The sequence below is a fragment of the Parvibaculum sp. genome, from assembly GCF_030694575.1.
Lineage (GTDB): Bacteria > Pseudomonadota > Alphaproteobacteria > Parvibaculales > Parvibaculaceae > Parvibaculum.
The window spans coordinates 1-24,532 of sequence record NZ_JAUYUS010000114.1 but is presented as its reverse complement, the minus strand read 5'-3'; the positions used below and the strand labels follow the sequence as shown (position 1 = coordinate 24,532).

Genomic DNA, 24,532 nt, shown 5'->3' with positions numbered 1-24,532 from the left:
AAATAGCGCATCCTTCGGCCCGAGCCGCGCGACATCGGTCGCCAGCTGTCCGCCGTCCGGTCCCTTCAGCGGGTGCTCGCGATGGTTAACGGCCGCCCCCGCCGCGCGGGCGGCATCGAGGAACCTCGCCCTCGCCTCGGCGTAGCTTTTCGAAAAATATCTCGCGGCATCGCTCATCGTCGGCTCTCCCCCAGGTCCTGTCTGTCATCCAATCCTGACGGGATTCGCGGGCCAAGGGCGGTTCTGACCGGGGATATTGTGCTAGAGTGAAACGAAGAGGCCGGCTTATGGGCAAAAAGAGGGATTTGACATGCTAGGCACGTTGCCGCTGATGGCTCTCGTCATCATCGCATACAACATCATCGTCTACCTGACCGGTGCGACGATGGATACGCAGATCACGACCGTCACTCTCATCTCCGGGGCGATGTGGACGGTTACCATCGGCGACGCGATCCTGTTTATGGGATTTATGCTGCTTTTCTTCGAACTGATCAGCGCCACCCGCACCGGCGCCTCCACCATCGTCAATCACGCGCTTTCCATGCTCGTGCTGCTGATCGCACTGGTGCAGTTCATCGTGCTGCCGCAGTTCGGCACCTCGACCTTCTTCATGCTGGTCATGCTGGCGCTTTTCGACGTCATCGCCGGCTTCACCGTCACCATCACGGCGGCGCGGCGCGACTTCACGGTCGGCGAATAACGCTCAGTCGTTCTCGTCCGCGGCATCGAGCAACAACTCGTATGCCGCGGCGAGGCGGGCGGTCATCGGATGGGCGGGGATATTCCGTCCGTCGATCCGCGACAGGGGCACCAGCCCGATCAGGCTGTTGGTCAGAAACGCGCCGGATATGTGAGCGAGCCGCGCCGGCGCGATCTCGTCCTCGCTCACCTCTATCCCCATGTCGGGCGCGAGTTCCAGCAGCGCGGCCCGGGTTATGCCCGGCAGGATGCCGCACAGCTCGGATGGTGTGACGAGGCGCTCTCCTTCCCACAGAAACAGGTTCGCCGCGCTCGCGCAGGCAAGGCAGCCGCTCGTCTCCAGCATCAGCGCCTCGTCGGCGCCCTTCATGCGCGCTTCTTCCTTCGCCAGCACATTGTCGAGGTAGGGCAGCGCCTTCAGCCGCGACGAGGGCGACCAGGGATTGCGCCGCGGCGTGGCGACGATGGCGCTGAGGCGTTCGGGTGGGCTCGGCGCCGCCGCGCAGGAGATGAGCACGGTCGGCGAGCTTTGTTCGGGAACGGCGAGGCCGCGGGGACCCGGCCCGCGCGTCAGCGTCAGCCGCAGCGAAGCGCGCGCCGCCCCGTCGAGCCCGTTTGCTTCCAGCAGTTCAAGACAGGCCTCCTCGACATGCACGGGCCCGACGGGCATCTCGATACCCATCACATCCGCGGCGCTCACAAGCCGCAACAGATGTTCGTCGAAAAACGAAATATGTCCGTTGCGCGCGAGCATGGTTTCGAAGAGCCCGTCGCCGAGCAGAAATCCCCGGTCCGTGGGGTCGATACGCGCCTCGCCTGCGTCCACAATGATGCCGTTGAGCCATATTTTCATGCGGTGCGCCTCGTCTGGCCGGATGTCGCCCCCGCGAGCCTCAGGAAATTTGCCAGCAAAAGATGGCCGTGTTCGGTCAGCACCGACTCGGGATGAAACTGCACGCCGAAGATCGGCAGGCTTTCATGCGCCAGCGCCATGAGGATGCCGTCTTCCGTTCGCGCGGTTTCGCGCAACGGCCCGCCTTTGGCGAGTTCGGCGACCAGCGAATGATAGCGGCCGGCGACGAAAGGGTTCGGCAACTCGCTGAAGATATCCCCGCCCTCGTGAAGAATGCGAGACGGTTTGCCGTGCACGGGTGTCGGCGCACGCAGGATGCGGCCGCCGAAGGCTGCGGCGACCGCCTGATGGCCGAGACAGACACCGAGAAGCGGAATGCCATGTTCGGCCGCCGCCTTGACGAGCGGAACGGAAATTCCCGCCTCGTCCGGTCCGCAGGGCCCGGGAGACAGAACGATCGCCTCGGGCTTCAGCGCCAGCGCCTCCGCCACGCCAATCTCGTCGGTGCGGATCGTCCGCCGCTCGAAACCGAGTTCGCCTATGTAGCGCGCGAGGTTGTGGACGAAGCTGTCGAAATTATCGATGACGAGGATCATGCGTGCGTCCCCGACAGGGTGAGCGGTTCCGCTTTCTCCGTCTCTCCGCCAAGGGCGCGGCGCATGTCGCGTGCCTTTGCCAGCGTTTCCTCATATTCGGCGGCGGGGTGCGAGTCCGAGACGATACCGCCGCCTGCCTGAAAGGTGATGCGGTCTCCCGCCACAACCATGGTGCGGATCGCGATGGACGTATCCATGCCGCCGTCGGCGCCCAGATAGCCGATGGCGCCGCAATAGGGTCCGCGCGTCGTCGGTTCGAGTTCGGCGATGATTTCCATGGCGCGGCGCTTCGGCGCGCCGGTCACCGAGCCGCCCGGGAAACAAGCGGCGAGGAGATCGGCGGCGGTCTCGCCTTCACGCAGTTGTCCCCGCACCGTCGACACGAGGTGATGGACATTGGCGAAGCTTTCGAGTTCGCAAAGTTTCTCCACGGCCACGGAATGATCCGCGCAGACGCGCGATATGTCGTTCCGCAGGAGATCGACGATCATCACATTCTCGGCGCGATCCTTTTCGGAGTGCAGCAGTTCGTCCGCCATGCGGCGGTCTTCCTCGGGCGAGCGTCCGCGCGGACGCGTTCCCTTGATCGGCTTCGTTTCGACGGCGCCGCCGCGACAGGCGAGGAAGCGTTCCGGCGAGGAGGAGACAATGGCTCCCTCGCCGAAATTGAAAAAGGACGAAAAGGGCGCCGGGCTCGCCGCGCGCAGCCGCAGATAGAGCGCATAGGCGTCGTCGTCCGGCGCCAGCCGCGTCTCGAAGCGTTGCGAGAGGTTTGCCTGGAAGATATCCCCGGCATGGATGTAGTCGATGACGCGCGCCACCGCGCGCTCGTAAGCCGCGCGGGTGAAATTCGAAACGATGTCCGGCGCGCCCCTATGTGCCGTCCGGCGGATGCGCGGCAGATTTTCCACGCGGTCCCGCATATCGGCGAGACGCTTTGCCGCCCGCGCGGCGCGGTTGTCCGGATCATGTTCGGGCAGCCCCGTCGATACGATGAAAGCGCGCCGCGCCCGCATGTCGAAGGCGAGCACAGCGTCGTAGAAGCCGAGCGCCATGTCCGGCAGATGCTGGTCGTCTGTGGCGAAGGGTTTATCCTCGGGCGGCAGCCGCTCCAGCGTGCGGCCGAGGCCATAGCCGAAAAATCCGGCCGCGCCGCCGGCAAAGGGCGTCAGCACCGAAGGAGTCAACGCCGGCAGCGCGGCAAGCTTCGCCTTCAGCGTGCCGAAAGGCTTCGCCGTATCGCTTGTGCGCAGGACCAGCCGGTCGAAGGGATCGAAGGCGATGAAGCTCCAGCCGCCATGCAGCTGAGGATCGCGGTCGGGTCCTGCGGTCGCGCTGTCGAGGAAAAGCGCGAAGGGGTCCGCCGCCAGTCCATGAAAGAGTTCATGCGGCTCGGCCCATCCGATCTCTGCCACGAGCGGTTCGTTCACCTGCTGCAACTTTCCTGTCGGGCGGTCTTCAATTCGACGGCGGCTCGATCCCTGTTTCGCCGTCCGGCGCGTCATGGGCGCAACTGCCGCATTGCCGCGGCTCGAGGCGGGCAAGCGGTCCGCGCGGTTTTCCGCCCGCGCCGGCCGATGTGACTTTGACATCCTGCACGCGCAGGAAGTCCTTGATGAGGCCGCTCACGAGTTCGGGCTGCGCGAAGGTGATGTTATGCCCGGCGGCGGGGTAGGAGCGAAGCTGCGCCTCCGGCATCAGCTCCATGAGCCGCGTCGAATATACATAGGGCACCGTCTGGTCGGCCTCGCCCCAAATCACCAGCACCGGCACCTGGGAGCGGCCGACATCGGCGAAGGAGGCTTCCGAGGCCGCCAGAGGGTAATGCCTCATGGTCGAGAGCAGGGCGTCGCCATAGCCGCGATATTCGAGCTGCCGGTTGAAGCCTTCGAGGAAGGCGCCCGGGTTCGGCGCGCTCTTCGCTTCCTCCGCGGCGGCACTGTAGAAAAGCCGGGTGCCGAACAGCCGGACGATCCAGTCGCCCATGAGCGGCCGTTTCAGCGTGTCGGCGCCGTCGCTCAGCGCCACGCCGAGGCCCGCCGGCGCGATCAGCGTCAGCGAACGCACACGGTCGGTGTGCCGCGCCGTGAAGATGGTCGCGATGGCGCCGCCCATCGAATAGCCGACGAGATCGACGCGCCTGTCGATCTTGAGCGCGTCGAGCAGGCCGGCGAGCTGCCGGTCCAGAAGCTCCGCGTCATAGACCGCGCGCGGACGGTCGGAAAGCCCGCGCCCGAAATTGTCATAAGCAAGCACGCGGTAGCCGGCCTCCGTCAACGGCTTGAAATAATCGTTCCAGACGAAGGAGGGCGTCGAGAAGCCGTGGACGAGCACGACAAGCGGTGCGTCCGCCGGTCCTTCGAGGCGGTAATGGACAGTGCCGCCCTCGATTTCGATAAAGCTGTAGGCGGCGCCCTGTGCCGTCAGCGCCGCGCGCGCGGCCTCGTCGAGCACGGGCCGTGCGCGACCGGCTGCCCAGAAGCTCACCAGCATGATGAGAAGCAGCGCCGCCGCGAGTATCCCAACGCCCTTCAGAACCGCCATCATGCTTTCACCGTTCGTCCCGTTATCTGTCCGCGCTCAGCGCTAATCCCGGCTGCCCTTGCGGAAGGCCGGCGAGGCCGCAGTCTAGTGTGTTGGCGGAGTGTCTACAAATGCCTCTCGCGCGCCGCCGCAGGGTTGCAGGTCGGCGGAAATGCAGGCTTGATGCGGTCGAAACGGCAGGCTGCCGCCCGTCCCTCGCGCGCCGCCGATGACAATCGAGGGGACTTCAGGGAGACCGATATGACCAGTGCTTTCAAGGATCAGGTGCTTGCGGGCAAGACCGCCTTCGTGGCCGGCGCGTCGAGCGGCATCAATCTCGGCATTGCGCAGCATTTTGCCCGTGCTGGCGCAAAGATCGCGCTCATCAGTCGCAGCCATGAGAAGATCACGGCGGCGGCCAGGACGATCAGCGACGAAGGTTTCGAAGCCATCGGCATGGCTGCCGATGTGCGCGACTTCAATTCGGTCGATACGGCGATGAAACAGGCCCATGACCGGTTCGGCAATTTCGACATCGTGATTTCCGGCGCGGCGGGCAATTTCGTGGCGCCCGCGCTCGGCATGTCGTCCAACGGGTTCAAGACCGTGGTCGACATCGACCTTATCGGCACATTCAATGTGCTGCGCGCTTCCTTCCAGTATCTGACGCGGCCCGGCGCCTCGCTCATCTCCATCACCGCGCCGCAGGCGGTCAATCCGTCGCTCTTTCAGGCGCATGTCTGCGCCGCGAAGGCCGGCATCAACATGCTGACCAAGTGCCTCGCGATGGAGTGGGGACCGGCAGGCGTGCGCGTCAACGCGATATCCCCGGGCCCCATCGCGGATACCGAAGGCATGGTGCGTCTTGCGCCGACGCCGGAAATGGAGAAGGCGATCAAGTCCCGCATCGCGCTTCGCGACTACGGCACCAAAACCGATATCGGCGACACGGCGCTGTTCCTTTCCACGGATAATGCCAAATACATCACCGGCACCATCGTCGATTGCGACGGTGGTTCGAAACTCGGCGATGCAGGCGCGGACGCACTGGGCGATTTCAAGCCGGCGTAACCGGCGTATCGGCTCGTGCGAGAAAAACAAGGGAGGAGAAACGGGATGGCGAAAGCGGAGAAGATATCCCCGGCGGCGTTCGAATGCGTTCTCTACGAGGTGCGCGATCGCGTCGCTCTCATCACGATCAACCGGCCCGAGCGGCGGAACGCGCTCAACCGGCGCGCCTATGACGAGGTGGAAGCGGCGTTCCGCGCCGCTTCGGCCGATCCCGAAGTCCGCTGCGTCATCGTCACGGGATCCGACCCCGCCTTCTGCTCGGGCGAGGACGTGAAGGAAATGATGACGGGCGAGGAGCATGGCAAGAGCGTCCAGCGTCTCACCGCCGTCAGGCCGGAACCGACACCCGCCGCCGTCGCCGCGCTCGAATGCGACAAGCCGGTGATCGCCGCCGTCAATGGCGCCGCCGTCGGCTGGGGCATGGAACTCACGCTGTTCGCGGATATCCGTATCGCGTCCGAGCATGCGAAATTCGGCGAGATTTTCATCAAGCGCGGACTTATCACCGATGTGGGCGGTCTCTGGCGGCTGCCCGCCATTGTCGGACCGGCCAAGGCGGCGGAGCTTCTGTTCACGGGCGATGTCATCGACGCGGCGGAGGCGGCGCGCATCGGGCTTGTCACCGAGGTCGTGCCGCATGAACGGTTGATGGAGCAGGCTTTCGCCATGGCGGGGCGGATCGCCGTCAATGCGCCGCTGGCGCTGCGCTACATGAAGGAAGGGCTGCGCCGCACCTCCTATGGCGATCTGCGGGAAATCGGCGGTTGGGTCAGCGGCACGCTGGGCAAGCTCTTCGAAACGGAGGATCATCGGGAAGGCGTGCAGAGCTTTCTCGAAAAGCGTGCGCCGGTCTTCAAGGGACGCTGAGGGACGGCATGGCGCTCTTTTTCGATCAGGAATGGTTCGACACGAAACTGAAGGCATCTGGCCAGACGCGCGACGACGTGGCGGCGGCGCTTCGCCTGACGCGCGGCGAGGTCGATGAAATCTGGAAGGACCAGCGCGAGCTGTCACCCAACGAGGTGACCATGCTCGCCCGCCTTCTCGGCGCTCCTGCGGCGGAGGTGGTGACCCGCGCCGGCATCGCGACGCCCGCGCCCCATGAAGCACGGGCGGGTGCGGGCGATGCCGCCATCATGAGGAAACTGGAAGAGATGGATGCGCGGCTTGTGAAGATCGAGCGGGCGATTGCCGATCTTCAGTCGCTCATCCTCGCTACCCGTAACAGTTGAGGTTCCGATGCGCGATTTCCACCTGCCTGGCCGGTCCACCGTCCACAGCGTCAACGGCATGTGCGCCACGTCGCAGCCTTTGGCGGCGGAAGCGGCCATCTCGATATTGCGGGCGGGTGGCAATGCGGTCGATGCCGCGATTGCCGCAAGCGCGGTTCTCTGCGTCGTCGAACCTTACAACACCGGCATCGGTGGCGATTGCTTCGTCCTCCTGTCCAGGAAGGGGAGCGGGGATATCGTCGGCCTCAACGGCTCGGGCCGCTCGCCGAAAGCGATTTCCCTCGAAAAGCTGAAATCGGCGGGTGTGGAGGCGCTGACGCTCAACAGCGTCCATTCCGTCACCGTGCCAGGGGCCATCGATGCATGGGCGCGGCTTATCGCCGATCATGGCACGATGGAACTCGGCCGCGTGTTCGAACCCGCGATCCGTCTTGCCGAGGAAGGGTTCGCCGTCGCGCCGCGCATCTCGCTTGAATGGGGTTTCCTCAAGGGTCACATCGCGAACGATGCCGACGCCCTCGCGCAATACACGGTCGACGGCAAGACGCCGGCGGCCGGGGACAAGTTCCGTCTGCCGGTTCTGGCAAAGACGCTTCGTCTCATCGGCGAGAAGGGCCGCGATGCCTTTTACGAGGGCGCGCTCGCCGAGGACATGGTGAAAAAGCTCAACGCGCTTGGCGGCTTTCACACGACGGAAGATTTCGCTGCGACGAAATCGGACTATGTGACGCCGATCAAGACCAGCTATCGCGGCCGCGACATCTACGAAATTCCGCCGAACGGACAGGGCATTACGGCGCTCCTGATGCTGAACATCCTTTCGCGCACGGGTCTCGACGGGCTCGATCCCAGGGGTGCGTTGCGGTTCCACTACGACATGGAAGCCGCGCGCCTTGCCTACGATATGCGGGACAAGTATGTCGCCGATCCGGCAATTCGCGACGTGCCGGTCGATCATCTTCTCTCGGAGCGGCTGGCGGCCGAGCTTGCCGCGCGCATCGATCCCGACCGGCGGATCGCCGACCTCAGTGCGCTGCGCGACCCGCTCAATCGCGATACGGTCTACCTCACCGTGGTCGACAAGGATCGCAACGCCGTTTCCTTCATCAATTCTCTTTTCTTCGGCTTCGGCAGCGGCATCCTCGCGCCGGGCTCCGGCGTCATGTTCCAGAACAGAGGTTCGGGCTTTGTCATGCAGGAGAGGCATCCGAACTGCGTCGAGGGCGGCAAGCGGCCACTTCATACGATCATTCCGGGCATGATGGTGGAGAACGGCCGCGCCGTCATGCCGTTCGGCGTCATGGGCGGGGCCTATCAGGCGGTCGGCCATGTCTATCTCGTCACGAACATGCTGGATTACGGCATGGACGTGCAGGAAGCGCTCGACAGTCCGCGCGCGTTTCCCGGTGCGAACTGGCTCGACATGGAGCACACGGTTTCGGCGTCGGCCCGCGAGGGCCTGCTCGCGCGCGGCCACGAGATCAGGGATACGTTCCTGCCGCATGGCGGCGGCCAGGCCATCGTGATCGACCATGAGCGGGGCACGCTGACGGGCGGCTCCGATCCGCGCAAGGACGGCGCGGCGGTCGGCTACTGAGTTCAGAGCTTGCGGTCGTGACGGCCTGTGCGGAGGGTTTCCGCCAGAAGGTCCGGCAACATGTCGGCGCCGATATAGGCGCTCGTCGCGCGGCGGCGTTCCTCGGCTTTTCTGGCAGGCGAACGCTGCCACGGCCAGTGCTGATCGACATATTGCGCGAGAAAGGCGGCGACCGGGCGCGTGTCCATCGGATATGCGTTGCTTAGTGCGGCGCGGCCTGCTGTTTCGCGTTGCGGCAGCGGCGCGGGTTCGATGCGCGTGGCGCGCGGCGTTTCTTCCGCTCGCCGGGAAGGTCCCGGCAAAGCCCGCTGCGTTCCTCTTATGCGTTCGATCCCGGACATTCAGTTCCGCTTAACTTTAATCTCAAGGTATCGCGGCCTTGTCCCGTTGCGGGGATTTCCGCTCGGCGTGTTTCTGCCTGAAGCGATGAACGCAAGAAACCTGCCATGAATCGCGCCGCGATTGCAGGCCGTCGTTTACGTCGCCCGTTCCAGTTCGGGACAAAAAGGGAAATTAACGTGATTTATTAAAGCTTTAGTCGTTATGCCGCTTCTCTAAATTTTAACGGCTGCCCCGCGATTATCGCCACAACGGACGCAGAAGTGTCCGCCAATGGGCAAGTGCCTGAGTAATGCGATTACGGCAGGAGCGGTGTTGTGGACTCGAAGACGCAGGATGCGCGCAGAGTCGGTGGGACGTACGAATTTAGCCCAACGGGAGCGCAGGCAGACGATCTGTTGATGAATGCGGTGGCGGCGGTCGGCGATGCCGCATATCGCTGGTCGATCGACGACGACACCCTGCACTGGGGCCCTGGCTCCGAACTTCTCCTCGGTATTTCCGAAATCGCGAAGATATCCACGCACAGGGATTTTATCTCGCGCCTCGTGACCGACGGTCCGAGCCGATACGAAAGCATTTGCCGTTCGCGAGAAAGCGATACCGGCGCGGGTGTTCCCTACGAACTCGAATACCAGATACGCGACGATTTCGGCGGTATGCGCTGGGTCGAGGACCGTGGCCGCTGGTTTGGCGGACCCGACGGCGCGCCTGCCTTCGCGGTCGGTGTGCTGCGCGCCGTCGACGAACGTCACAAGCGCGATGCGGAGCTCGTGCGTCTGTCGACCTATGACGAACTCACAGGCCTCCTGAACCGTGTTCGTCTCAAGGAAGCGCTCACCGACGCCATGATCGCGTCGCAGCGCGGACGGCAAAACTCGGCCTTCCTGCTGGTCGCCGTGGACAATCTCGCGCTTATAAACGATGCCTTCGGCTTCGACGTTGCGGACGAGGTCATTGTTTGCGTCGGAGAGAGGCTGCGCGGTCTTGCGCGTCGTGGGGACTCGCTCGGCCGCTATGCCGGCAACAAATTCGGCCTGGTTCTGCCGAACTGCAACGAGGAAAGGCTCAGCGCCGTCTGCGATCGGCTGCTTGCGGAAGTTCGTGACAAGGTCGTGATGACCACGCGCGGACCCGTCGCCGTGACGGTATCGGCCGGATCGATCGCGCTTCCCGGTCATGCGTCGAGTGTCGATCAGGCTCTGGCGCGCGCCGAAGAAGCGCTGGTGTCGGCCAAGCAGCGGCTCCGCGACAGCCATGTCGTTTATGCGCCCTCGCGCGAACGCGAGAAGACGCGGCTTCGCAATATCAACGTTGCCGACGAACTTATCACCGCCCTCAACGACAAGCGTATTCGTATCGCCTATCAGCCGATCGTCGATTCAACCACCTGCGATGCCATGATGTATGAGTGCCTGGTACGCATGGAGCAGCCGGACGGCACCATTGTCGCTGCCGGGCATTTTGTCCCCGTGGCGGAAAAGCTGGGTCTGATCGGTTTGATCGACTACCGGGTCATGGAGCTCGCCGTCGAGACGCTTCGCATGCGCCCGGATGTAAAGCTCTCGCTCAATGTGTCCGGCCGCACGACGGGCGACCGGCTTTGGCGCGACACGCTGGCGGCGCATCTCAACATGGACAGGAGCCTCGCCGAAAGGCTTGTCATCGAAATCACGGAAACCGTCGCTATTCACGAAGCGTCGGAACTCTCCGAATTCGTGGCTACATTCCGCGAACTCGGATGTCAGATCGCCATCGACGATTTCGGTGCGGGCTATACCTCGTTCCGCAACCTGAAGACGCTCGACGTCGATCTCGTGAAAATCGACGGTTCCTTCGTCATCGATCTTGCGACCAATCCGGACAATCAGTTTTTCGTCCGCACGCTGGTGGACCTCGCTCGAAACTTCAACCTGCCCACGGTCGCGGAATGGGTGAGCAACGAGGAAGAGGTCGTGATGCTGAGAAACCTCGGCGTGGAATATCTGCAGGGCTTCTATCTCGGCGAACCGCGCATGAGCCTGCCGCCCGCGGCCGGCATTTTTGCCGCCGACCGCACGGTCGCCTGACGGCTATTTCTTGGAGAGCGCTTCGAGCTGCGCCTGCATCCGGGCGATCTGACGCTTGAGATCGTCGAGTTCGCTGTCGCGCGTTTCGGCTTCCGGCGTTTCCGGCTGCTTTTCGCTCTTGCCGGCGTCCTTGGCGTCGCGGGTCGTCGCCGAGGCGCCCGCCCTGCCGAAGGGCGTGAACATGCGCATGGCGTTGTCGAACATTTCAAGATTGTGACGGATCTGATCCTCGAACTGGGTCAGCCGCTCACGCCCCCCCAGCACATTCGTCACGCGGTTACGCAGCTTTTCCTGCTCCTTGGAAAAGCTGTTCATGCTCATTTCGAGATAGGAGGGGATAAAGCTCTGCAGGCTGTCGCCGTAGAAGCGGATCAACTGCCTGAGGAAATTGATCGGCAGAAGGTTCTGGCCTTTGCCTTCTTCCTCGAAAATGATCTGCGTCAGCACGGAGCGGGTGATGTCCTCGCCCGTCTTTGCGTCGCGGACCACGAATTCCTTGGCCTGCTTCACCATCTCGCAGAGATGATCGAGTGTCACATAACTCGATGTGGCCGTGTTGTAGAGTCGGCGGTTCGCGTATTTCTTGATAACGATGACGTCATCGTCCGTGGATGAAGTCTTTTTTGCCACGGCTGTCCCAATCTCTCGCTTGCGATGTTGCTGCATCGGGGCCCGCATTTTTCCGGTTACGGCACTAGATGCCGCAGGGACCCCTTGCCCCCTGTCTTTTGACATTGTGACGCGGTATTGTTGCGGCGCGCAAGTCCCGCATTGCGATGCACAGAAAAAGGCGACCGCGAGTCCGCCGGCCCGGGCCGGACGGGGACACCGTGGATGCGGGTTTACAATCATGCGGCCCGTCGGGCCGGTTCCAGGGAGCAAGCCATGAGCAAATCCGGTACCGAAGTGGTTATTGTCGGCGCGGCGCGCACGCCTGTGGGGGCGTTCAACGGCACCCTGTCCAGCCTTCCCGCGCATGAACTCGGACGGGTGGCCATTTCCGCCGCCATCGAGCGGGCCGGGATCGACAAGGCCGAGGTATCGGAAGTCGTCATGGGCCAGATCCTGCAGGCGGGCCAGGGACAGAACCCGGCGCGGCAGGCCTCCGTCAATGCCGGGCTTCCGGTGGAGGTTCCGGCCTGGAGCGTGAACCAGCTTTGCGGGTCGGGCCTGCGTGCCGTGGCGCTCGGCTATCAGGCCATCGTGAATGGCGACAGCGAGATCGTGGTTGCGGGCGGGCAGGAGAGCATGAGCCAGGCGCAGCACTCCGCCTATCTGCGCATGGGCCAGAAGATGGGCTCGCTCGATTTCGTCGATACGATGATCAAGGACGGCCTCTGGGACGCCTTCAACGGTTATCACATGGGCCAGACGGCCGAGAACGTCGCCGCCCGCTGGCAGTTGACGCGCGACGAGCAGGACGCTTTTGCCGTCGCCTCGCAAAACAAGGCCGAGGCCGCCCAGAAAGCCGGCAAGTTCAAGGACGAGATCGCCGCCGTCACGATCAAGGGCCGCAAGGGCGACACCGTCATCGACATCGACGAATACATCAAGTCGGGCGTAACGCTCGACGGCATCAAGGGCCTGAAGCCTGCCTTCCAGAAAGACGGCGGCACGGTTACGGCGGCCAATGCTTCCGGCATCAATGACGGTGCAGCCGCCGTCGTGCTGATGGGCGCCGATCGGGCGGCGAAGGAAGGTCGCAAGGTGCTGGGCCGCATCGTTTCCTGGGCCCATGCGGGCGTCGATCCGGCCGTCATGGGAACGGGGCCGATCCCGGCGTCGCGCGCAGCCCTCAAGCGCGCCGGCTGGACGATCGACGATCTCGATCTGGTGGAAGCGAACGAGGCGTTCGCCGCGCAGGCGCTCGCCGTCAACAAGGATCTCGGCTGGAACCCCGACATCGTCAACGTCAATGGTGGCGCCATCGCCATCGGCCATCCGATCGGCGCATCCGGCGCCCGCGTTTTCGTGACGCTTCTCCACGAGATGGAAAAGCGCAATGCGAAGAAGGGGCTCGCCACGCTCTGCATCGGCGGTGGCATGGGCATTGCCATGTGCGTAGAGCGGGACTGACGCGGGCTCGCGAAATATAGAAAGGGCGCGACGGTGATTGCGGAGCCGCGCGGAATGCTGACTTTTCAGGACAGGGATACTCGACAATGAGCAAAGTAGCGCTTGTGACCGGCGGTACGCGAGGCATCGGCCATGCGATTTCGCTGGCACTCCGCGATGCGGGCTACACCGTGGCCGCGAATTATGCGGGCAATGACGCGGCGGCCGCCGCCTTCACCAAGGAAACCGGCATCAAAAGTTACAAATGGAATGTCGGCGACTATGACGCTTGTGTGAAAGGCATTGCCGCGGTCGAGGCCGATCTCGGCCCTGTCGATGTGCTCGTCAACAATGCGGGGATAACCCGCGACGGCATGCTCCACAAGATGACGCCGGCGCAGTGGCGCGAAGTCATGAGCGTCGATCTCGATTCCATGTTCAACATGTGCCAGCCGTTGATCGCCGGCATGCGCGATCGGGGTTTCGGGCGCATCATCAATATCTCGTCGATCAACGGCCAGAAGGGCCAGATGGGCCAGACGAATTATTCGGCGGCCAAGGCCGGTGTGATCGGCTTTACCAAGGCACTGGCGCAGGAAGTGGCGAAGAAGGGCGTGACCGTCAATTGCATTGCGCCCGGCTATGTCGACACGGACATGGTCGCCGCCGTGCCCGAAAAGGTACTTGAGAGCATCATCGCGACAATTCCTGTCGGCCGCCTCGGCAAGAGCGAGGAGATCGCGCATTGCGTGAAGTTTCTCGCCGACGACAATGCGTGCTTCGTCACCGGCGCAACCATCACCGTCAACGGCGCGCAATATATCGCGGGCTGATCTTCAGCTGCTTCGAAAACGGAAAGGCCGGTCCTTCGACCGGCCTTTTTCATGTTCGGCATCAAGGCAAGGCATTCTCAGCCGGTGCTGGTTTTCTCTGCCACCAGCTCGTCATACTCCTTGTCGCGGCCGGGGCGTCCCGGTGCCGGGTAAACCCATGCATCGACCGGTCCGACATCGACATGGGCATAAGGTGTTTTCGTCGGATAGAAGCCCGCGCCGCCGCGCCCGAGCTTCTTCGCGACCCGGTAGACCTCCTCCGGATCGAGGAAGTCCTGAGTGATGTCCATGGCCATGCCTCGCATGTGGAAGCTGCCGGGATCGACGCCGTTGCCGCGTGCGTCGAGCCAGGCATTGGTCTTTTCCGTGCGGTACCCCGACATGGTGTAGATCGGATTTTTCGAGCGTGTGTTCTGGTCGATTTCCCAGAGAAGATCGAGCAGGCGCGGGTCCGTAGGCGCGGATTTGTTTTCGCGCAGGTCGCGCATGAACCAGTCGACGCGTTTCAGCGCGTCCGGCAGATAGTCGCCATCGGCCCAATAGACGAGGTCGAGTCTCTCCCCGGAGTTCAGGCTCTGCATCCGGAGCGAGCGCTTGTAGGGCGTATCTGCCCGCAGGATGGACGGCGCGGCGAGAAGGACGGCGGCGCCCGCGCCCAGCGCGAGGACGTCGCGGCGGGTCGGGGCAAGCAATCTCGGTGCGGAGCGTTTGGTCATGGGCAAAGGCTAGCGGAGGGCGCTCGCGGGCTCAAGTGACGGCTCGATGATGGTGCCGATGAGGGCGGAAGCGGCGTCGGCCCGCCGGACCGGCCCGATCAACGGGTCGCGAACAGCGGCGGCCAGTTCTCCGGCACCCGCCTGCGGCGCGAGCTGCGCGAAACTGTAGCCCTGCTGCCGCATTGCGACGATGAAATCCGAAAGCATGTCGGCTGTCCGGGGCTTGGTGTCATGGAGGATCAGCACGCCTCGCCCTACGGATGCGATGTTGCTGAGGGCGCGGATACGGACTTGCGCCGAGCTGATGGATTTCCAGTCGTCGGCCCCGAACTCGCAGGAGAAAGTCGCCACGTTGCGCTCGCCCAGCCATTCGATGAGCGCCTTGCTGTCGTTGAGACCGGGAAAGCGGAAGAAGGGTGCGAGCCTGTCCAGGTCTTCCTCCGGCGCGCGGGCGAGGGCGGCTTCCACGGCGGTGAAGCCGCGCCTGATCTCGCGCTGCGCCTGCGTCAGCGAAAAATGCCGCAGATTGTTGGGATGGGACCATGTATGCGTGCCGATGGTGTGTCCGCGCGCCGCCACTTCGCGCACGATGTCCGGATGCCTCTCCGCGTAGATGCCGACCATGAAGAAGGCCGCTTTCACGCAATGGCGGTCCAGAATGTCGAGAACGCGCCGCGTGGTCTCGGGGTCAGGGCCGTCGTCGAAGGTGAGGGCCACCTGCTTCGGTCCGAGGCCCACCGCACGAGGATACTGCATCCCTCCATAGGCGGGGCCGCCCTCCGTGGGCACGAAGACGACCGGCGTTTCGGCCGGTCCTGCGGGATCGGTCTGACAGGCGCCGGTTGCAGCCAGCGCGGAGCCGGCGGTGCAAGACAGAGCGGCGACAATGGCGACGGCAATCAGGCCGAGCTTCACTTTGAAATCCCCCGTTTCGAACGGCGCGCCGCTCGCGGCATCCCGTGCCAAGCCTAATCTTGCCGCAGCCCGCGACCAGCGCAAAGCCGCAACAGACCGGGATCAAAATGGAATGAGGTTAACTGCCGGGATGCCAGTCCGGTTCGGCCATCTCGAAGCCGCCGAACTCGAAGCCGGGCGCCACCGTGCAGCCGACCAGCGTCCAGAGGCCGACGGGCGCCGCCGCCTGCCAGACCCCGGAGGGCACGACAAGTTGCGGCCGCTCGCCTGCGTCGAGGTTCTGGCCGAGCAATCGCGTTTCCGGGTTCCGTCCCTCTTCATAAAATGAAAGAGCAAGCGGGCCGCCTGCGTACCAGTGCCAGATTTCGGCGGCGTCCACGCGGTGCCAGTGCGAGCGTTCGCCTTCCCTCAGCAGGTAATAGATTGCCGTCGAATGTGCGCGGGTTCCGCCCGCCGGGTCGCGGAAGGTCTCGGCGAAATGGCCGCCTTCCGGATGCGGTTTCAGGTCGAGCAGTTCGATGATCCCGTCGGCGTCGAGGCCGGTAACCAGGGCCATGTCAGAAATTGTCCTTCCGCTTGCGGGTCTCGGCGAATACGTCGACATCGGCGGCAGCCAAAAGTCCGATCGTCTGGCGCAGATCGGCGCTCGCGGCACGAAGAAACGGGTTTGTCGCCTTCTCGAGGCCGATGGTCGTCGGAACCGTCCATTCGCCGCGTGCCCGCTTCGCATCGATGTCCTTCGCGCGGGCGACGAGCGCCGCGTTCTGCGGTTCGACCGAGAGCGCGAAGCGCGCATTCGACTGCGTATACTCATGTGCGCAATAGACGACCGTGTCGTCGGGCAGGGCCATCAGCTTGCCAAGCGACGTCCACATCTGCTGCGCCGTGCCCTCGAATAAGCGGCCGCAGCCGAGTGCGAACAGCGTGTCGCCGACAAAGGCGACATGGTCCTCATCGAAACTGTAGGCGATGTGACCGCGGGTGTGTCCGGGTACCTCGATTATCCGCGCCCGCGCGGCGCCGAGCTCCACGATGTCGCCTTCGCCGACCGCGCGGTCGATGCCGGGGATAAGGTCCTTTTCGCCTTTCGGGCCGATCACCGTGCAGCCGGTTTTTTCCTTCAGCTCCGCATTGCCGCCGGCATGGTCGAAATGATGATGCGTGTTCAGGATATGGGTGAGCTTCCAGCCCTTCTCTTCAAGCGCGGCGAGGATCGGCTTTACCTCCGGCGTGTCGATGGCGGCCGTCGCTCCGGATGAGGGTTCATGGACGAGATAGCCGTAATTGTCGCTCAGACAGGGAAACTGGTGAATCTGGAGCCTGGTCATATGATTTTCCTCCGCGGGACGCCGCCGAGGGGCGGCGTTTCCACCCTGTTAGCGCGATCCGGTGTAGCCTTGCCCTTCAAGGTAGTGCGCTTGGGCCCCGGCGTGAACCCGGCGCGTCGAACGGTAATTTGATAGACTGCTGCCCATGCAAATGGATGTGATCGATCTACGCGATTTTTACGGCCGGCCGCTGGGGCGGGTCGCGCAATACCATATTTCGCGCCGCGTCCGGCAGGTCTGGGCGGATGTTCGTGGCCTCAATGTCCTCGGTCTCGGCTTTGCGACGCCTTATCTGCCGCCGTTTCTGGGTGAGGCGCAGCGTGTGATCGGGCTCATGCCCGCCCGGCAGGGCGTGCTGCACTGGCCGGCGGACGGCAAATCGCTCACCGGCCTCGTGGATGAGCGTGAATTACCACTCGAGGACGAAAGCATGGACCGCGTGCTCGTCGTCCACGGTCTCGAAGCCAGCGAATCCATGCGTGGCATGCTTCGCCAGATATGGCGCGTGCTCGCTCCGGGCGGCCGCGTCATCATCGTGGTGCCGAACCGGCGCGGCCTGTGGGCACGGCGTGAGGCGACGCCGTTCGGTCATGGCCAGCCTTTTTCGCGGGTGCAGCTCACGCAGCTTCTCCGCGAGTCCATGTTCAGCCCGTCCGCATGGGAGGTGGCGCTATTCGCGCCGCCGTTCGACTGGCGGCCGCTGCTCCGTTCGGCCGCGGCATGGGAGCGCGTGGGACAGATGCTCTGGCCGCGCTTCTCGGGCGTCATTCTCGTCGAGGCGACGAAGCAGATTTATGCGGCGACGCCGCTTCCCGTTACCGGCAAGGTGAAGGCCCGCGTCCGCGCGATTGCGCCTCTGCCGGCACCCGCGCGCTCCATGATATCGGGGAACGAGGAAGGCTGAGGGCGGATCAGCCCCGTCGCGACAGCAGGAACACGGCTTCGCTTGCCAGCAGATTGGCGATGGCGCCCGGCCTTGAAATCCGCCGTGCCTTGTCTCCCGTCACCGTCACTGCGTCCTCGATCTTCAGGCCCAGTTCCTCGCAGAGGCTGGCGAAATCGAGCAGCGTGCACAGATGGATGTTGGGCGTGTCGTACCAGGAATAGCCGAGAGAGCGCGTCTCCGGCATGCGTCCGGTGAAAAGGAGCTTCAGCCGGACACGCCAATGGCCGAAATTCGGGAACGACACGACCACGCAGCGTCCGATGCGCTTCATCGCGCGCATGACTTCCTTGGGATTGCGCGTCGCCTGGATCGTCTGGCTCAGGATCACATAATCGAAAGCGCCGTCGGGATAATTCGCCAGGTCCGTGTCGGCGTCGCCCTGTACGACGGACAAGCCACGCGCGACGCAGGCGTTCACGCCTTCCTGGCTCAGTTCGACACCGCGTCCATCGACATTCTTCTTGCTCTGGAGCAGCGCCAGCAGGTCGCCGTCGCCGCAGCCGACATCGAGCACGCGGCTGCCCGGCGCTATCATCTGCGCGATCAGGTCTAGATCGACGCGGGATGCGATCTGGCCGTTTCCATTGCTCATTCGGCGAGACCTCGGGTGCGCGCGACACTGTCGATGAAGCCGCGCAGCGTCGCGAACATTTCCGGCTCGTCGAGCAGGAAGGCGTCATGGCCCTTGTCCGTCCTGATCTCGACGAAGCTCACATTCGCCGCAACCGCGTTCAGCGCATGGACGATCTGTCTGTTGTCCGATGTCGGAAACAGCCAGTCGCTCGTGAAGGAAACCACGCAGAAGCGCGATTTCGTACCCCTGAAGGCATTGGCGAGGACGCCACCGTAGTCGGCCGCGAGATCGAAATAGTCCATCGCGCGCGTGAGGTAGAGATAGGAGTTCGCATCGAAGCGGTCGACGAAGGTCGAGCCCTGATGGCGCAAATAGCTTTCGATCTGGAAATCCGCGTCGAAACCGTAGGTGACGCTGTCGCGGTCCTGCAGGTTGCGGCCGAACTTCCGGTGCAGCGCCGTCTCCGACAAATAGGTGATGTGCGCGGCCATGCGTGCGACCGCGAGGCCCTTGCCGGGCGTCGTGCCGTGCGAAAGATAGGCGCCTTGCTTCCATTCCGGGTCGGCCATGATCGCCTGCCGGCCGACTTCGTGGAAGGCGATGTTCTGCGCCGAATGGCGCGCGGCGGTCGCGATAGGGATCGCGGAGAAGACGCGGTCGGGATAGGCCGCCGCCCATTGCAGCACCTGCATGCCGCCCATGGAGCCGCCGATGACGCAGAAAAGATCGCCGATGCCGAGCTTGTCGAGCAGCATCGCCTGCGCACGCACCATGTCGCCGATGGTGATGACGGGAAAATTGAGCCCGTAGGGTTTGCCGGTTTTCGGGTCTACGTCCTTCGGTCCGGTCGTGCCCATGCATCCGCCGACGACGTTCTGGCAGATGACGAAGAAGCGGTCGGTGTCGATGGGAAGCCCCGGCCCGACCATGAAAGGCCACCAGCCCGGCTTGCCGGTAAGGGGATGAAGGCTCGCGGCGTACTGGTCGAGCGTCAGGGCATGGCAGATCAGCACCGCATTCGACCGGTCGGCATTGAGCGTGCCGTAGGTCTCATAGGCGATGGTAAAGGGGCTCAGGCTGACGCCTGAATCGAGGGCGAGCGGTTCGTCCGGCCCGAAGGACATGGTCGCGCTCCGCGCCCTGACCCTGTCGCCGTCGTCTCCTGCGCTGTCGGGGCCGGGGCCAGGCTGGCCTCCGGCCTTCTCGATGGTGTTCATTGCGCCTCTGCGCTGTTTTGTGGCTCAGGCGCTGCCGAAACCGGCTTTCCAGCCCCTGCCGAACGGGGTGCATAGCTAGGGATGCACCCCCCAAAATGTCAATGTTTTCTTTGATTTTAGCAGGTTGCCCTCGTATGAATACCGCTCTTGCGGGCCGGGGAGAGGGGCCCCTCCGCGAGCCTTTTTCCCCGCCGAGTAGCCAGAATGACGATCCAGACGACCAGCCCCGAGAAAGCGCTTGCCGAGGTCCGCAAGGAAATCGACGCGCTCGACGACGCGCTCCACGATCTGCTGATGAAGCGGACGGAACTGGTGGTCGAGGTCGCCGAGGCGAAGGCGCGGGCGGCGAGTGCGGCGGGCGAAGGCAGTTTCATCGCCTTCCGGCCGGCACGCGAGGCCCAGGTTCTCAGGCGCCTCGCAGAGCGTCACCGGGGCCGTCTGCCCGTCCGGGTTCTTTTCCGGCTCTGGCGCGAGATCATTGCGGCCATGACGCGCATCCAGGGGCCTTTCCGGGTCGACGTCTTCGGTGGTCAGAGCGGCAGCGCGCTCGGCTTCTGGGATCTTGCGCGCAGCTATTACGGTTCCTCGACGCCGATGGAGCTGCACGACAATGCCCGCGATGTCCTGCGCCGCATCGGTCAAGACCGCTCCGCCATCGGCATTCTGCCGGAGCCGGGCTCCTATGCGGCCGGCGACTGGTGGGTGGCGCTTGCGCCCGGCGCGCGCGTTGTGGCGCGCCTGCCTTTCATCGACGTCGCGGAGAGCGATGACGATACACGCGCCCTCGTCGTGGCGCAGGCGGACTTCGAGCCGACCGGCGACGATACCAGCCTGCTCGCAATTTCTGCCGCCGAAAGCCTGAGCGACACCCGGGTGGTGGCGCTCGTCAAAGCCGTTGGGCTCGAAGGCCGCCGGATCGCGGATGCGAAACTCTCGGATGGCACCGCCAAACACATCTATCTGCTTTCGCTCCCGCTCCATATCGCCGAGGACGACGAGCGGCTCGCCGCTCTCGAGACGGGGCCGGTCACGGAAGCCCGGCTCATCGGCGGCTATTCGAATCCGCTCAGGCGCGCAACGGATGGCGAATAAGGCAATGACCACACGTCCTCAGCCCCAGCCGGGCATTCTGGAAATCGAGGCTTATGTCGGTGGCCGCGCGAGTGCGGAAGGTACCGGCAAGGTCTACAAGCTGTCGGCTAATGAATCTCCGATGGGACCGAGTCCGCATGCCAGGAAAGCTTTTGCTTCCGCGGGTGAAAGCCTCGAGCTTTATCCCGATGGCGGCGCGAGTGAACTCCGCGAGGCCATTGCCGGGCGTTACGGGCTCAATGCAGAGCGGATCGTCTGCGGCTCCGGCTCCGGCGAGTTGCTGCAGCTTCTTGCGCAGGCTTATCTCGGCGAAGGCAACGAGGCGATAGCAACGGAGCATGGTTTTCTCCTCTACCCGATCGTTACCAAGGCGGCGGGTGCGGCCCCCGTCATCGTGAAGGAGAAGAACCTCCATGCCGATGTCGATGCGATCCTTGCCGCCGTCACGCCGAAGACGAAGATCGTCTTCCTCGCCAATCCGAACAACCCGACGGGCAGCTATCTCCCGGCGGAGGAGGTGCGCCGTCTCCATGCCGGATTGCGGCCCGATATTCTGTTCATTATCGACGCCGCCTACAGCGAATATGTGAGCCGCAACGACTACGAAGCAGGCATCGAACTCGTGGCCACTTCCGAGAATGTCGTGATGACGCGCACCTTCTCGAAGATCTACGGGCTGGCCGCGCTTCGGCTCGGGTGGATGTATGCGCCTGCCCATGTCGTCGATGTCGTGAACCGGATCAGGGGCCCGTTCAACGTTTCCGTTCCGGCACTTCAGGCCGGCATCGCCGCCATTCGCGATACCGCCCATGTCGACGCGGCGCGTACCCATAACGACAAGTGGCTGTCCTGGCTCACGGAAGAAATTTCGAAGCTCGGGCTCGAGGTTCCCTCGAGCGTCGCGAACTTCCTGTTGATCCGGTTTCCGTCTGAAAAGGGAAAGACAGCGCGGGACGCCGACGCGTTCCTCATGAAACGCGGGCTTATCCTGCGCTCGGTGGCGTCCTACGGCTTGCCCGACTGTCTGCGTCTCACCGTCGGCAGCGAAGAGGCAAACCGCCTCGTCGTCGCCGCGCTCGCGGAATTTCTCGGCAAGGCGAAGAAGTCATGAGCGCGCCGGCCGATCCCCGTTTTGGCAAGGTGGCGCTGATCGGTCTCGGGCTCATCGGCGGCTCGCTCGGCCATGCGATCAGGCGCGGGCATCTCGCGGATCATGTCAGCGGCTATGCGCGGTCCTCCGCGACGCGCGCTCGCGCGCTCGAAATCGGCTTCGTCGACAGTGTCCATGAGACGGCGGCGGAAGCGGTGAAGGATGCCGACCTCGTCGTCATCTGTACCCCGGTGGGGGCGCTGGGTGCGGTCGCCGCCGAAATCGAGCCCGTGCTGAAAAAGGGCGCGATCCTGACAGATGTCGGCTCCGTCAAGATGGCGGTGGTGCGCGATGTCGGTCCGCATGTGCCGGAGGGTGTTCACTTTATCCCCGGCCATCCGATCGCGGGTACGGAAGAATCCGGCCCGGATGCCGGCTTCGCCGAGCTCTTTGATGGCCGCTGGTGCATTCTCACGCCGGTGCCCGGCACGGAACCGCAGGCACTTGAAAAACTCAGTGCCTTCTGGACGGCCTGCGGTTCGAAGGTCGATGTGATGGAGCCGAGGCATCACGATCTCGTTCTCGCTATCGTGAGCCACCTGCCGCATATCATCGCCTACAACATCGTCGGCACCGCGAGCGACCTCGAAACGGTGACGCAGTCGGAGGTCATCAAGTATTCCGCCTCCGGCTTCCGCGACTTTACGCGCCTTGCCGCCTCGGACCCGACCATGTGGCGCGACGTCTGCCTCAACAACAAGGAGCCGATCCTGGAAATGCTGGGGCGGTTCTCGGAGGACCTGACGGCCCTGCAGCGCGCGATCCGCTGGGGCGATGGCGATGCGCTGTTCGATCTCTTCACGCGCACGCGGGCAATCCGCCGTTCGATCATCGATGCCGGACAGGACATCGCCGCGCCGAATTTCGGCCGCAACCCGACCCATGCGAAAGCAGCGGACGAGGATGGCGCTCAGTAGAGCGGTTCGAGCTTTGCGACGGCGAGGGGCCCGAGATAGAGCAGGCCTTCGCGCATGATGACGGGCACCCGCACTTCGTTCGACCGTTTGCCCTGAAACTGCGACACGAGCACGAGCCCCGCCAGCGCCACGCGCGCATCGTTTTCCTGCACGAGACCGTCGCGGACCATCGCGTTCAGAAGGCCTTCGAAGTCGGTAACCTTCGCATCGAGCTGTCCCTCCAGACGATGCCGAGCGTCGAGCTTCAATTCGCCATGAGCGGCGAGGTCGAGCGGTCCCCATTTCACGATGAGGTCCGAGATCGAGAGCGTGCCGCCTGTCCGCTGCCATTCGCGCAGCAGTTCGATGACGCTCACATGGGGCGTCGCCGGCAGGTCGCGCAACCGCGCCTGCGCCACGATCTGCTCGATTGCTGGTCCAAGCACCAGGATCTTTTCCTCGCTTTCGAGCGAGACCATGTCGGCCTGCACGGCGACGTCATAGCTGCCGGCTATCCGGCCGGCGGCTTCGTCCTCGGCAGGCCGCGTGTGAAGCTGGAAGCGCGCGGCGGTCAGCCGGTCGTTCAGTCCCGCCCCGCCGCGATGGTGCCGTGCGTCGAGCTCTTCCACGTCGACGGCGATACGGCCGAACGGTGCGTCCTTCACATCGACATAGCTGCCCCATGCCTTCGCCGCCGTCGCGCGCGCTTTGTTGCGGGCCGGTACGGCGGCGGTGACGTCGCGATAGCTGAATGTCTGTTCGCCCCGCAGATTGACGATCACGTGACGAAGATTGTAGGGCAGCAGCGCGAATTCGCCCGCTGCGCCGCGCCATGCCCATGCTTCGGGCGCGCCGGGCGCGCTCACGGCCGGGTCCTTGAAATCGGCCTCGATGCGATAGGGATAACCGTTGATGGCGAGATCGCCCCAGCTTACGAGCAGCCCCTGATCGCCGCGGGCGGCAAAGGCCTCGATACCCTTGCGTACCTCTCCCGCCACCGTAAACCAGTAGACGGAATAGAGCGCCACGAGCGCCAGGAGCGCAACGGTCGGAACGAAAAGCCCCCAGCGTCTTTTCGGAGCCGGTCTTATGTCGGTTACCGGTTCGGTCATCCTCTTCGCACTCACAAATTCCTGGTCAGGCCGCTTTGCATCGCGCCGCGCGACAATTCTATAGTCTCCGCGCAACGAGAGAGACAGCATGCAGGATTTGTGGGTTTTTGGATATGGCTCCCTCATGTGGCGGCCGGGCTTCGAGCATGAGGAGCGCCGGCCCGCCCGGCTGCGCGGTTATCACCGCGCCTTCTGCGTCTACAGCCATGTCCATCGCGGCACGCCGGAAAAGCCGGGTCTCGTTTTCGGGCTCGATGCGGGAGGCTCCTGCCGTGGCGTCGCCTTTCGGGTAGCGGCGTCGCGCGCGGATGAGACGCGGCGTTACCTGCAGGCGCGCGAGCAGGTCACGCTCGTTTACCGCGATGTCGTGAAGCCCGTGGAGCTCGTCGACGATGGAACCCGCGTCGAGGCGCTTTGCTTCGTCGTCGACCGCGCGCATGGCCAATATGCCGGCCGTCTTGCCTTCGAGGACCAGGTGCGTCTCATCGCGGAGGGGGAAGGGCGGTCCGGGCTCAACCCCGACTATCTCGAAAGCACGGTGCGCCATCTCGATGAGGCGGGGTTAAAGGATGAGGGCCTCACCCGGCTTTGGCACGCCGTAGAGCAGCGTCTGCATCGATCTCAGGCGTCTGCGTGAACGTGCCGAGATGGCCGAGTGCGCGCAGCACGGCGCGCTCGCGGGCCTTGGTCAGCTTCAGCCCGGGCTCCAGCCAGAA

Annotated in this window: 27 protein-coding genes; 13 read left to right on the top strand and 14 right to left on the bottom strand. The window is 64.1% G+C overall.

Annotated features, from left to right (window positions below):
* The coding region (locus Q8S60_RS18980; RefSeq protein WP_371134394.1) for a DUF2817 domain-containing protein at window positions 1-177 on the bottom strand (177 nt) is incomplete at its 3' end.
* Window positions 178-310: 133 nt separating this feature from the next.
* Between Q8S60_RS18980 and Q8S60_RS16145 the strand changes: the two genes are divergently transcribed.
* On the top strand, window positions 311-703 hold the full coding sequence (locus Q8S60_RS16145; RefSeq protein ID WP_305275016.1) for a hypothetical protein: 393 nt from the start codon (window positions 311-313) through the stop codon (window positions 701-703).
* Between the two features lie 3 nt (window positions 704-706).
* Here the strand turns inward: Q8S60_RS16145 and Q8S60_RS16140 are convergent, their stop codons facing one another.
* Genes Q8S60_RS16140 through Q8S60_RS16125 form a run of 4 tightly spaced genes read right to left on the bottom strand, consistent with a single transcriptional unit; the run spans window position 707 to window position 4,698 of the window.
* The gene (locus Q8S60_RS16140) at window positions 707-1,555 is read right to left on the bottom strand and encodes an aminotransferase class IV (protein WP_305275014.1); all 849 of its coding nucleotides are present in this window, start codon (window positions 1,553-1,555) and stop codon (window positions 707-709) included.
* On the bottom strand, window positions 1,552-2,151 hold the full coding sequence (locus tag Q8S60_RS16135; RefSeq protein WP_305275013.1) for an aminodeoxychorismate/anthranilate synthase component II: 600 nt from the start codon (window positions 2,149-2,151) through the stop codon (window positions 1,552-1,554). The genes Q8S60_RS16140 and Q8S60_RS16135 overlap by 4 nt, the downstream gene beginning before the upstream one ends.
* The gene (pabB, locus tag Q8S60_RS16130; RefSeq protein ID WP_305668716.1) at window positions 2,148-3,656 is read right to left on the bottom strand and encodes an aminodeoxychorismate synthase component I; all 1,509 of its coding nucleotides are present in this window, start codon (window positions 3,654-3,656) and stop codon (window positions 2,148-2,150) included. The genes Q8S60_RS16135 and pabB overlap by 4 nt, the downstream gene beginning before the upstream one ends.
* Window positions 3,610-4,698, bottom strand: a complete 1,089-nt coding sequence (locus Q8S60_RS16125) for an alpha/beta fold hydrolase (protein ID WP_305275010.1) — start codon at window positions 4,696-4,698, stop codon at window positions 3,610-3,612. Before Q8S60_RS16125 ends, pabB begins: the two co-directional genes overlap by 47 nt.
* Window positions 4,699-4,935: 237 nt before the next feature.
* Here Q8S60_RS16125 and Q8S60_RS16120 point away from each other — a divergent pair, with 237 nt between their 5' ends.
* The 4 genes from Q8S60_RS16120 to ggt are packed head-to-tail and all read left to right on the top strand — an operon-like array spanning window position 4,936 to window position 8,574.
* Entirely contained in the window at window positions 4,936-5,745 is an 810-nt protein-coding gene (locus tag Q8S60_RS16120) for an SDR family oxidoreductase (RefSeq protein WP_305275009.1), read from the top strand.
* A 45-nt stretch (window positions 5,746-5,790) separates the two neighbouring features.
* Window positions 5,791-6,612 carry an enoyl-CoA hydratase/isomerase family protein gene (locus Q8S60_RS16115; protein ID WP_305275007.1) on the top strand — a complete coding sequence of 274 codons (822 nt, stop codon included), beginning with the start codon at window positions 5,791-5,793 and terminating at the stop codon, window positions 6,610-6,612.
* An 8-nt stretch (window positions 6,613-6,620) separates the two neighbouring features.
* Entirely contained in the window at window positions 6,621-6,977 is a 357-nt protein-coding gene (locus Q8S60_RS16110) for a hypothetical protein (protein ID WP_305275006.1), read from the top strand.
* A 7-nt stretch (window positions 6,978-6,984) separates the two neighbouring features.
* Complete coding sequence (ggt, locus tag Q8S60_RS16105) at window positions 6,985-8,574, top strand: gamma-glutamyltransferase (RefSeq protein WP_305275005.1); 1,590 nt, start codon at window positions 6,985-6,987, stop codon at window positions 8,572-8,574.
* 2 nt (window positions 8,575-8,576) lie between these two features.
* Here ggt and Q8S60_RS16100 read toward each other — a convergent pair whose 3' ends face one another.
* Window positions 8,577-8,915 carry a hypothetical protein gene (locus Q8S60_RS16100; protein WP_305275004.1) on the bottom strand — a complete coding sequence of 113 codons (339 nt, stop codon included), beginning with the start codon at window positions 8,913-8,915 and terminating at the stop codon, window positions 8,577-8,579.
* A gap of 399 nt (window positions 8,916-9,314) precedes the next feature.
* On the opposite strand from Q8S60_RS16100, the gene Q8S60_RS16095 reads away from it, so the two are divergent.
* The gene (locus Q8S60_RS16095; protein ID WP_305275003.1) at window positions 9,315-10,982 is read left to right on the top strand and encodes a bifunctional diguanylate cyclase/phosphodiesterase; all 1,668 of its coding nucleotides are present in this window, start codon (window positions 9,315-9,317) and stop codon (window positions 10,980-10,982) included.
* A 3-nt stretch (window positions 10,983-10,985) separates the two neighbouring features.
* Here the strand turns inward: Q8S60_RS16095 and phaR are convergent, their stop codons facing one another.
* Entirely contained in the window at window positions 10,986-11,612 is a 627-nt protein-coding gene (gene phaR / locus Q8S60_RS16090; protein ID WP_305275002.1) for a polyhydroxyalkanoate synthesis repressor PhaR, read from the bottom strand.
* 255 nt (window positions 11,613-11,867) lie between these two features.
* Between phaR and Q8S60_RS16085 the strand changes: the two genes are divergently transcribed.
* Window positions 11,868-13,058, top strand: a complete 1,191-nt coding sequence (locus tag Q8S60_RS16085; RefSeq protein WP_305275001.1) for an acetyl-CoA C-acetyltransferase — start codon at window positions 11,868-11,870, stop codon at window positions 13,056-13,058.
* Window positions 13,059-13,144: 86 nt separating this feature from the next.
* Window positions 13,145-13,870 (top strand): acetoacetyl-CoA reductase, encoded by a 726-nt coding sequence (gene phbB, locus Q8S60_RS16080; RefSeq protein ID WP_305275000.1) that lies wholly within the window; start codon window positions 13,145-13,147, stop codon window positions 13,868-13,870.
* Window positions 13,871-13,947: 77 nt separating this feature from the next.
* On the opposite strand, the gene Q8S60_RS16075 is transcribed toward phbB, so the two are convergent.
* The 4 genes from Q8S60_RS16075 to gloB form a co-directional block, all read right to left on the bottom strand.
* Window positions 13,948-14,586 (bottom strand): DUF882 domain-containing protein, encoded by a 639-nt coding sequence (locus tag Q8S60_RS16075; protein WP_305274999.1) that lies wholly within the window; start codon window positions 14,584-14,586, stop codon window positions 13,948-13,950.
* 9 nt (window positions 14,587-14,595) lie between these two features.
* Window positions 14,596-15,552 (bottom strand): polysaccharide deacetylase family protein, encoded by a 957-nt coding sequence (locus Q8S60_RS16070; protein WP_305274997.1) that lies wholly within the window; start codon window positions 15,550-15,552, stop codon window positions 14,596-14,598.
* Between the two features lie 67 nt (window positions 15,553-15,619).
* The gene (locus tag Q8S60_RS16065; RefSeq protein ID WP_305274995.1) at window positions 15,620-16,057 is read right to left on the bottom strand and encodes a cupin domain-containing protein; all 438 of its coding nucleotides are present in this window, start codon (window positions 16,055-16,057) and stop codon (window positions 15,620-15,622) included.
* 1 nt (window position 16,058) lies between these two features.
* Window positions 16,059-16,829: a hydroxyacylglutathione hydrolase gene (gloB, locus tag Q8S60_RS16060; protein WP_305274994.1), complete on the bottom strand. Its 771-nt coding sequence runs from the start codon at window positions 16,827-16,829 to the stop codon at window positions 16,059-16,061.
* Window positions 16,830-16,980: 151 nt separating this feature from the next.
* On the opposite strand from gloB, the gene Q8S60_RS16055 reads away from it, so the two are divergent.
* A complete protein-coding gene (locus Q8S60_RS16055; RefSeq protein WP_305275121.1) occupies window positions 16,981-17,733 on the top strand; it encodes a class I SAM-dependent methyltransferase in 753 nt (250 codons plus the stop codon).
* Window positions 17,734-17,740: 7 nt separating this feature from the next.
* On the opposite strand, the gene metW is transcribed toward Q8S60_RS16055, so the two are convergent.
* A complete protein-coding gene (metW, locus tag Q8S60_RS16050; protein ID WP_305274992.1) occupies window positions 17,741-18,367 on the bottom strand; it encodes a methionine biosynthesis protein MetW in 627 nt (208 codons plus the stop codon).
* Complete coding sequence (locus Q8S60_RS16045) at window positions 18,364-19,473, bottom strand: homoserine O-acetyltransferase (protein ID WP_305275120.1); 1,110 nt, start codon at window positions 19,471-19,473, stop codon at window positions 18,364-18,366. The genes metW and Q8S60_RS16045 overlap by 4 nt, the downstream gene beginning before the upstream one ends.
* Window positions 19,474-19,770: 297 nt before the next feature.
* Here Q8S60_RS16045 and pheA point away from each other — a divergent pair, with 297 nt between their 5' ends.
* Genes pheA through Q8S60_RS16030 form a run of 3 tightly spaced genes read left to right on the top strand, consistent with a single transcriptional unit; the run spans window position 19,771 to window position 22,725 of the window.
* On the top strand, window positions 19,771-20,658 hold the full coding sequence (gene pheA / locus Q8S60_RS16040; protein ID WP_305274990.1) for a chorismate mutase: 888 nt from the start codon (window positions 19,771-19,773) through the stop codon (window positions 20,656-20,658).
* A gap of 4 nt (window positions 20,659-20,662) precedes the next feature.
* A complete protein-coding gene (gene hisC / locus Q8S60_RS16035) occupies window positions 20,663-21,769 on the top strand; it encodes a histidinol-phosphate transaminase (protein ID WP_305274989.1) in 1,107 nt (368 codons plus the stop codon).
* Window positions 21,766-22,725: a prephenate/arogenate dehydrogenase family protein gene (locus tag Q8S60_RS16030; protein ID WP_305274987.1), complete on the top strand. Its 960-nt coding sequence runs from the start codon at window positions 21,766-21,768 to the stop codon at window positions 22,723-22,725. Before hisC ends, Q8S60_RS16030 begins: the two co-directional genes overlap by 4 nt.
* Here Q8S60_RS16030 and Q8S60_RS16025 read toward each other — a convergent pair.
* The gene (locus Q8S60_RS16025) at window positions 22,719-23,816 is read right to left on the bottom strand and encodes a DUF2125 domain-containing protein (protein WP_305274984.1); all 1,098 of its coding nucleotides are present in this window, start codon (window positions 23,814-23,816) and stop codon (window positions 22,719-22,721) included. The genes Q8S60_RS16030 and Q8S60_RS16025 overlap by 7 nt on opposite strands.
* Before the next feature lie 88 nt (window positions 23,817-23,904).
* Between Q8S60_RS16025 and Q8S60_RS16020 the strand changes: the two genes are divergently transcribed.
* The gene (locus tag Q8S60_RS16020) at window positions 23,905-24,453 is read left to right on the top strand and encodes a gamma-glutamylcyclotransferase (RefSeq protein WP_305274982.1); all 549 of its coding nucleotides are present in this window, start codon (window positions 23,905-23,907) and stop codon (window positions 24,451-24,453) included.
* The last annotated feature ends 79 nt before the right edge of the window (window positions 24,454-24,532 follow it).

Coding starts and splice junctions, on each gene's coding strand:
- Q8S60_RS16125 (WP_305275010.1), bottom strand. CDS start 4,698: ATGATGGCGGTTCTGAAGGGCGTTGGGATACTCGCGGCGGCGCTGCTT.
- metW (WP_305274992.1), bottom strand. CDS start 18,367: ATGAGCAATGGAAACGGCCAGATCGCATCCCGCGTCGATCTAGACCTG.
- hisC (WP_305274989.1), top strand. CDS start 20,663: ATGACCACACGTCCTCAGCCCCAGCCGGGCATTCTGGAAATCGAGGCT.
- Q8S60_RS16140 (WP_305275014.1), bottom strand. CDS start 1,555: ATGAAAATATGGCTCAACGGCATCATTGTGGACGCAGGCGAGGCGCGT.
- gloB (WP_305274994.1), bottom strand. CDS start 16,829: ATGACCAGGCTCCAGATTCACCAGTTTCCCTGTCTGAGCGACAATTAC.
- Q8S60_RS16055 (WP_305275121.1), top strand. CDS start 16,981: ATGGATGTGATCGATCTACGCGATTTTTACGGCCGGCCGCTGGGGCGG.
- ggt (WP_305275005.1), top strand. CDS start 6,985: ATGCGCGATTTCCACCTGCCTGGCCGGTCCACCGTCCACAGCGTCAAC.
- phbB (WP_305275000.1), top strand. CDS start 13,145: ATGAGCAAAGTAGCGCTTGTGACCGGCGGTACGCGAGGCATCGGCCAT.
- Q8S60_RS16135 (WP_305275013.1), bottom strand. CDS start 2,151: ATGATCCTCGTCATCGATAATTTCGACAGCTTCGTCCACAACCTCGCG.
- Q8S60_RS16045 (WP_305275120.1), bottom strand. CDS start 19,473: ATGTCCTTCGGGCCGGACGAACCGCTCGCCCTCGATTCAGGCGTCAGC.
- Q8S60_RS16065 (WP_305274995.1), bottom strand. CDS start 16,057: ATGGCCCTGGTTACCGGCCTCGACGCCGACGGGATCATCGAACTGCTC.
- Q8S60_RS16110 (WP_305275006.1), top strand. CDS start 6,621: ATGGCGCTCTTTTTCGATCAGGAATGGTTCGACACGAAACTGAAGGCA.
- Q8S60_RS16120 (WP_305275009.1), top strand. CDS start 4,936: ATGACCAGTGCTTTCAAGGATCAGGTGCTTGCGGGCAAGACCGCCTTC.
- Q8S60_RS16115 (WP_305275007.1), top strand. CDS start 5,791: ATGGCGAAAGCGGAGAAGATATCCCCGGCGGCGTTCGAATGCGTTCTC.
- Q8S60_RS16020 (WP_305274982.1), top strand. CDS start 23,905: ATGCAGGATTTGTGGGTTTTTGGATATGGCTCCCTCATGTGGCGGCCG.
- Q8S60_RS16025 (WP_305274984.1), bottom strand. CDS start 23,816: ATGACCGAACCGGTAACCGACATAAGACCGGCTCCGAAAAGACGCTGG.
- Q8S60_RS16075 (WP_305274999.1), bottom strand. CDS start 14,586: ATGACCAAACGCTCCGCACCGAGATTGCTTGCCCCGACCCGCCGCGAC.
- Q8S60_RS16030 (WP_305274987.1), top strand. CDS start 21,766: ATGAGCGCGCCGGCCGATCCCCGTTTTGGCAAGGTGGCGCTGATCGGT.
- Q8S60_RS16095 (WP_305275003.1), top strand. CDS start 9,315: ATGAATGCGGTGGCGGCGGTCGGCGATGCCGCATATCGCTGGTCGATC.
- pabB (WP_305668716.1), bottom strand. CDS start 3,656: ATGACGCGCCGGACGGCGAAACAGGGATCGAGCCGCCGTCGAATTGAA.
- Q8S60_RS16100 (WP_305275004.1), bottom strand. CDS start 8,915: ATGTCCGGGATCGAACGCATAAGAGGAACGCAGCGGGCTTTGCCGGGA.
- pheA (WP_305274990.1), top strand. CDS start 19,771: ATGACGATCCAGACGACCAGCCCCGAGAAAGCGCTTGCCGAGGTCCGC.
- Q8S60_RS16085 (WP_305275001.1), top strand. CDS start 11,868: ATGAGCAAATCCGGTACCGAAGTGGTTATTGTCGGCGCGGCGCGCACG.
- Q8S60_RS16145 (WP_305275016.1), top strand. CDS start 311: ATGCTAGGCACGTTGCCGCTGATGGCTCTCGTCATCATCGCATACAAC.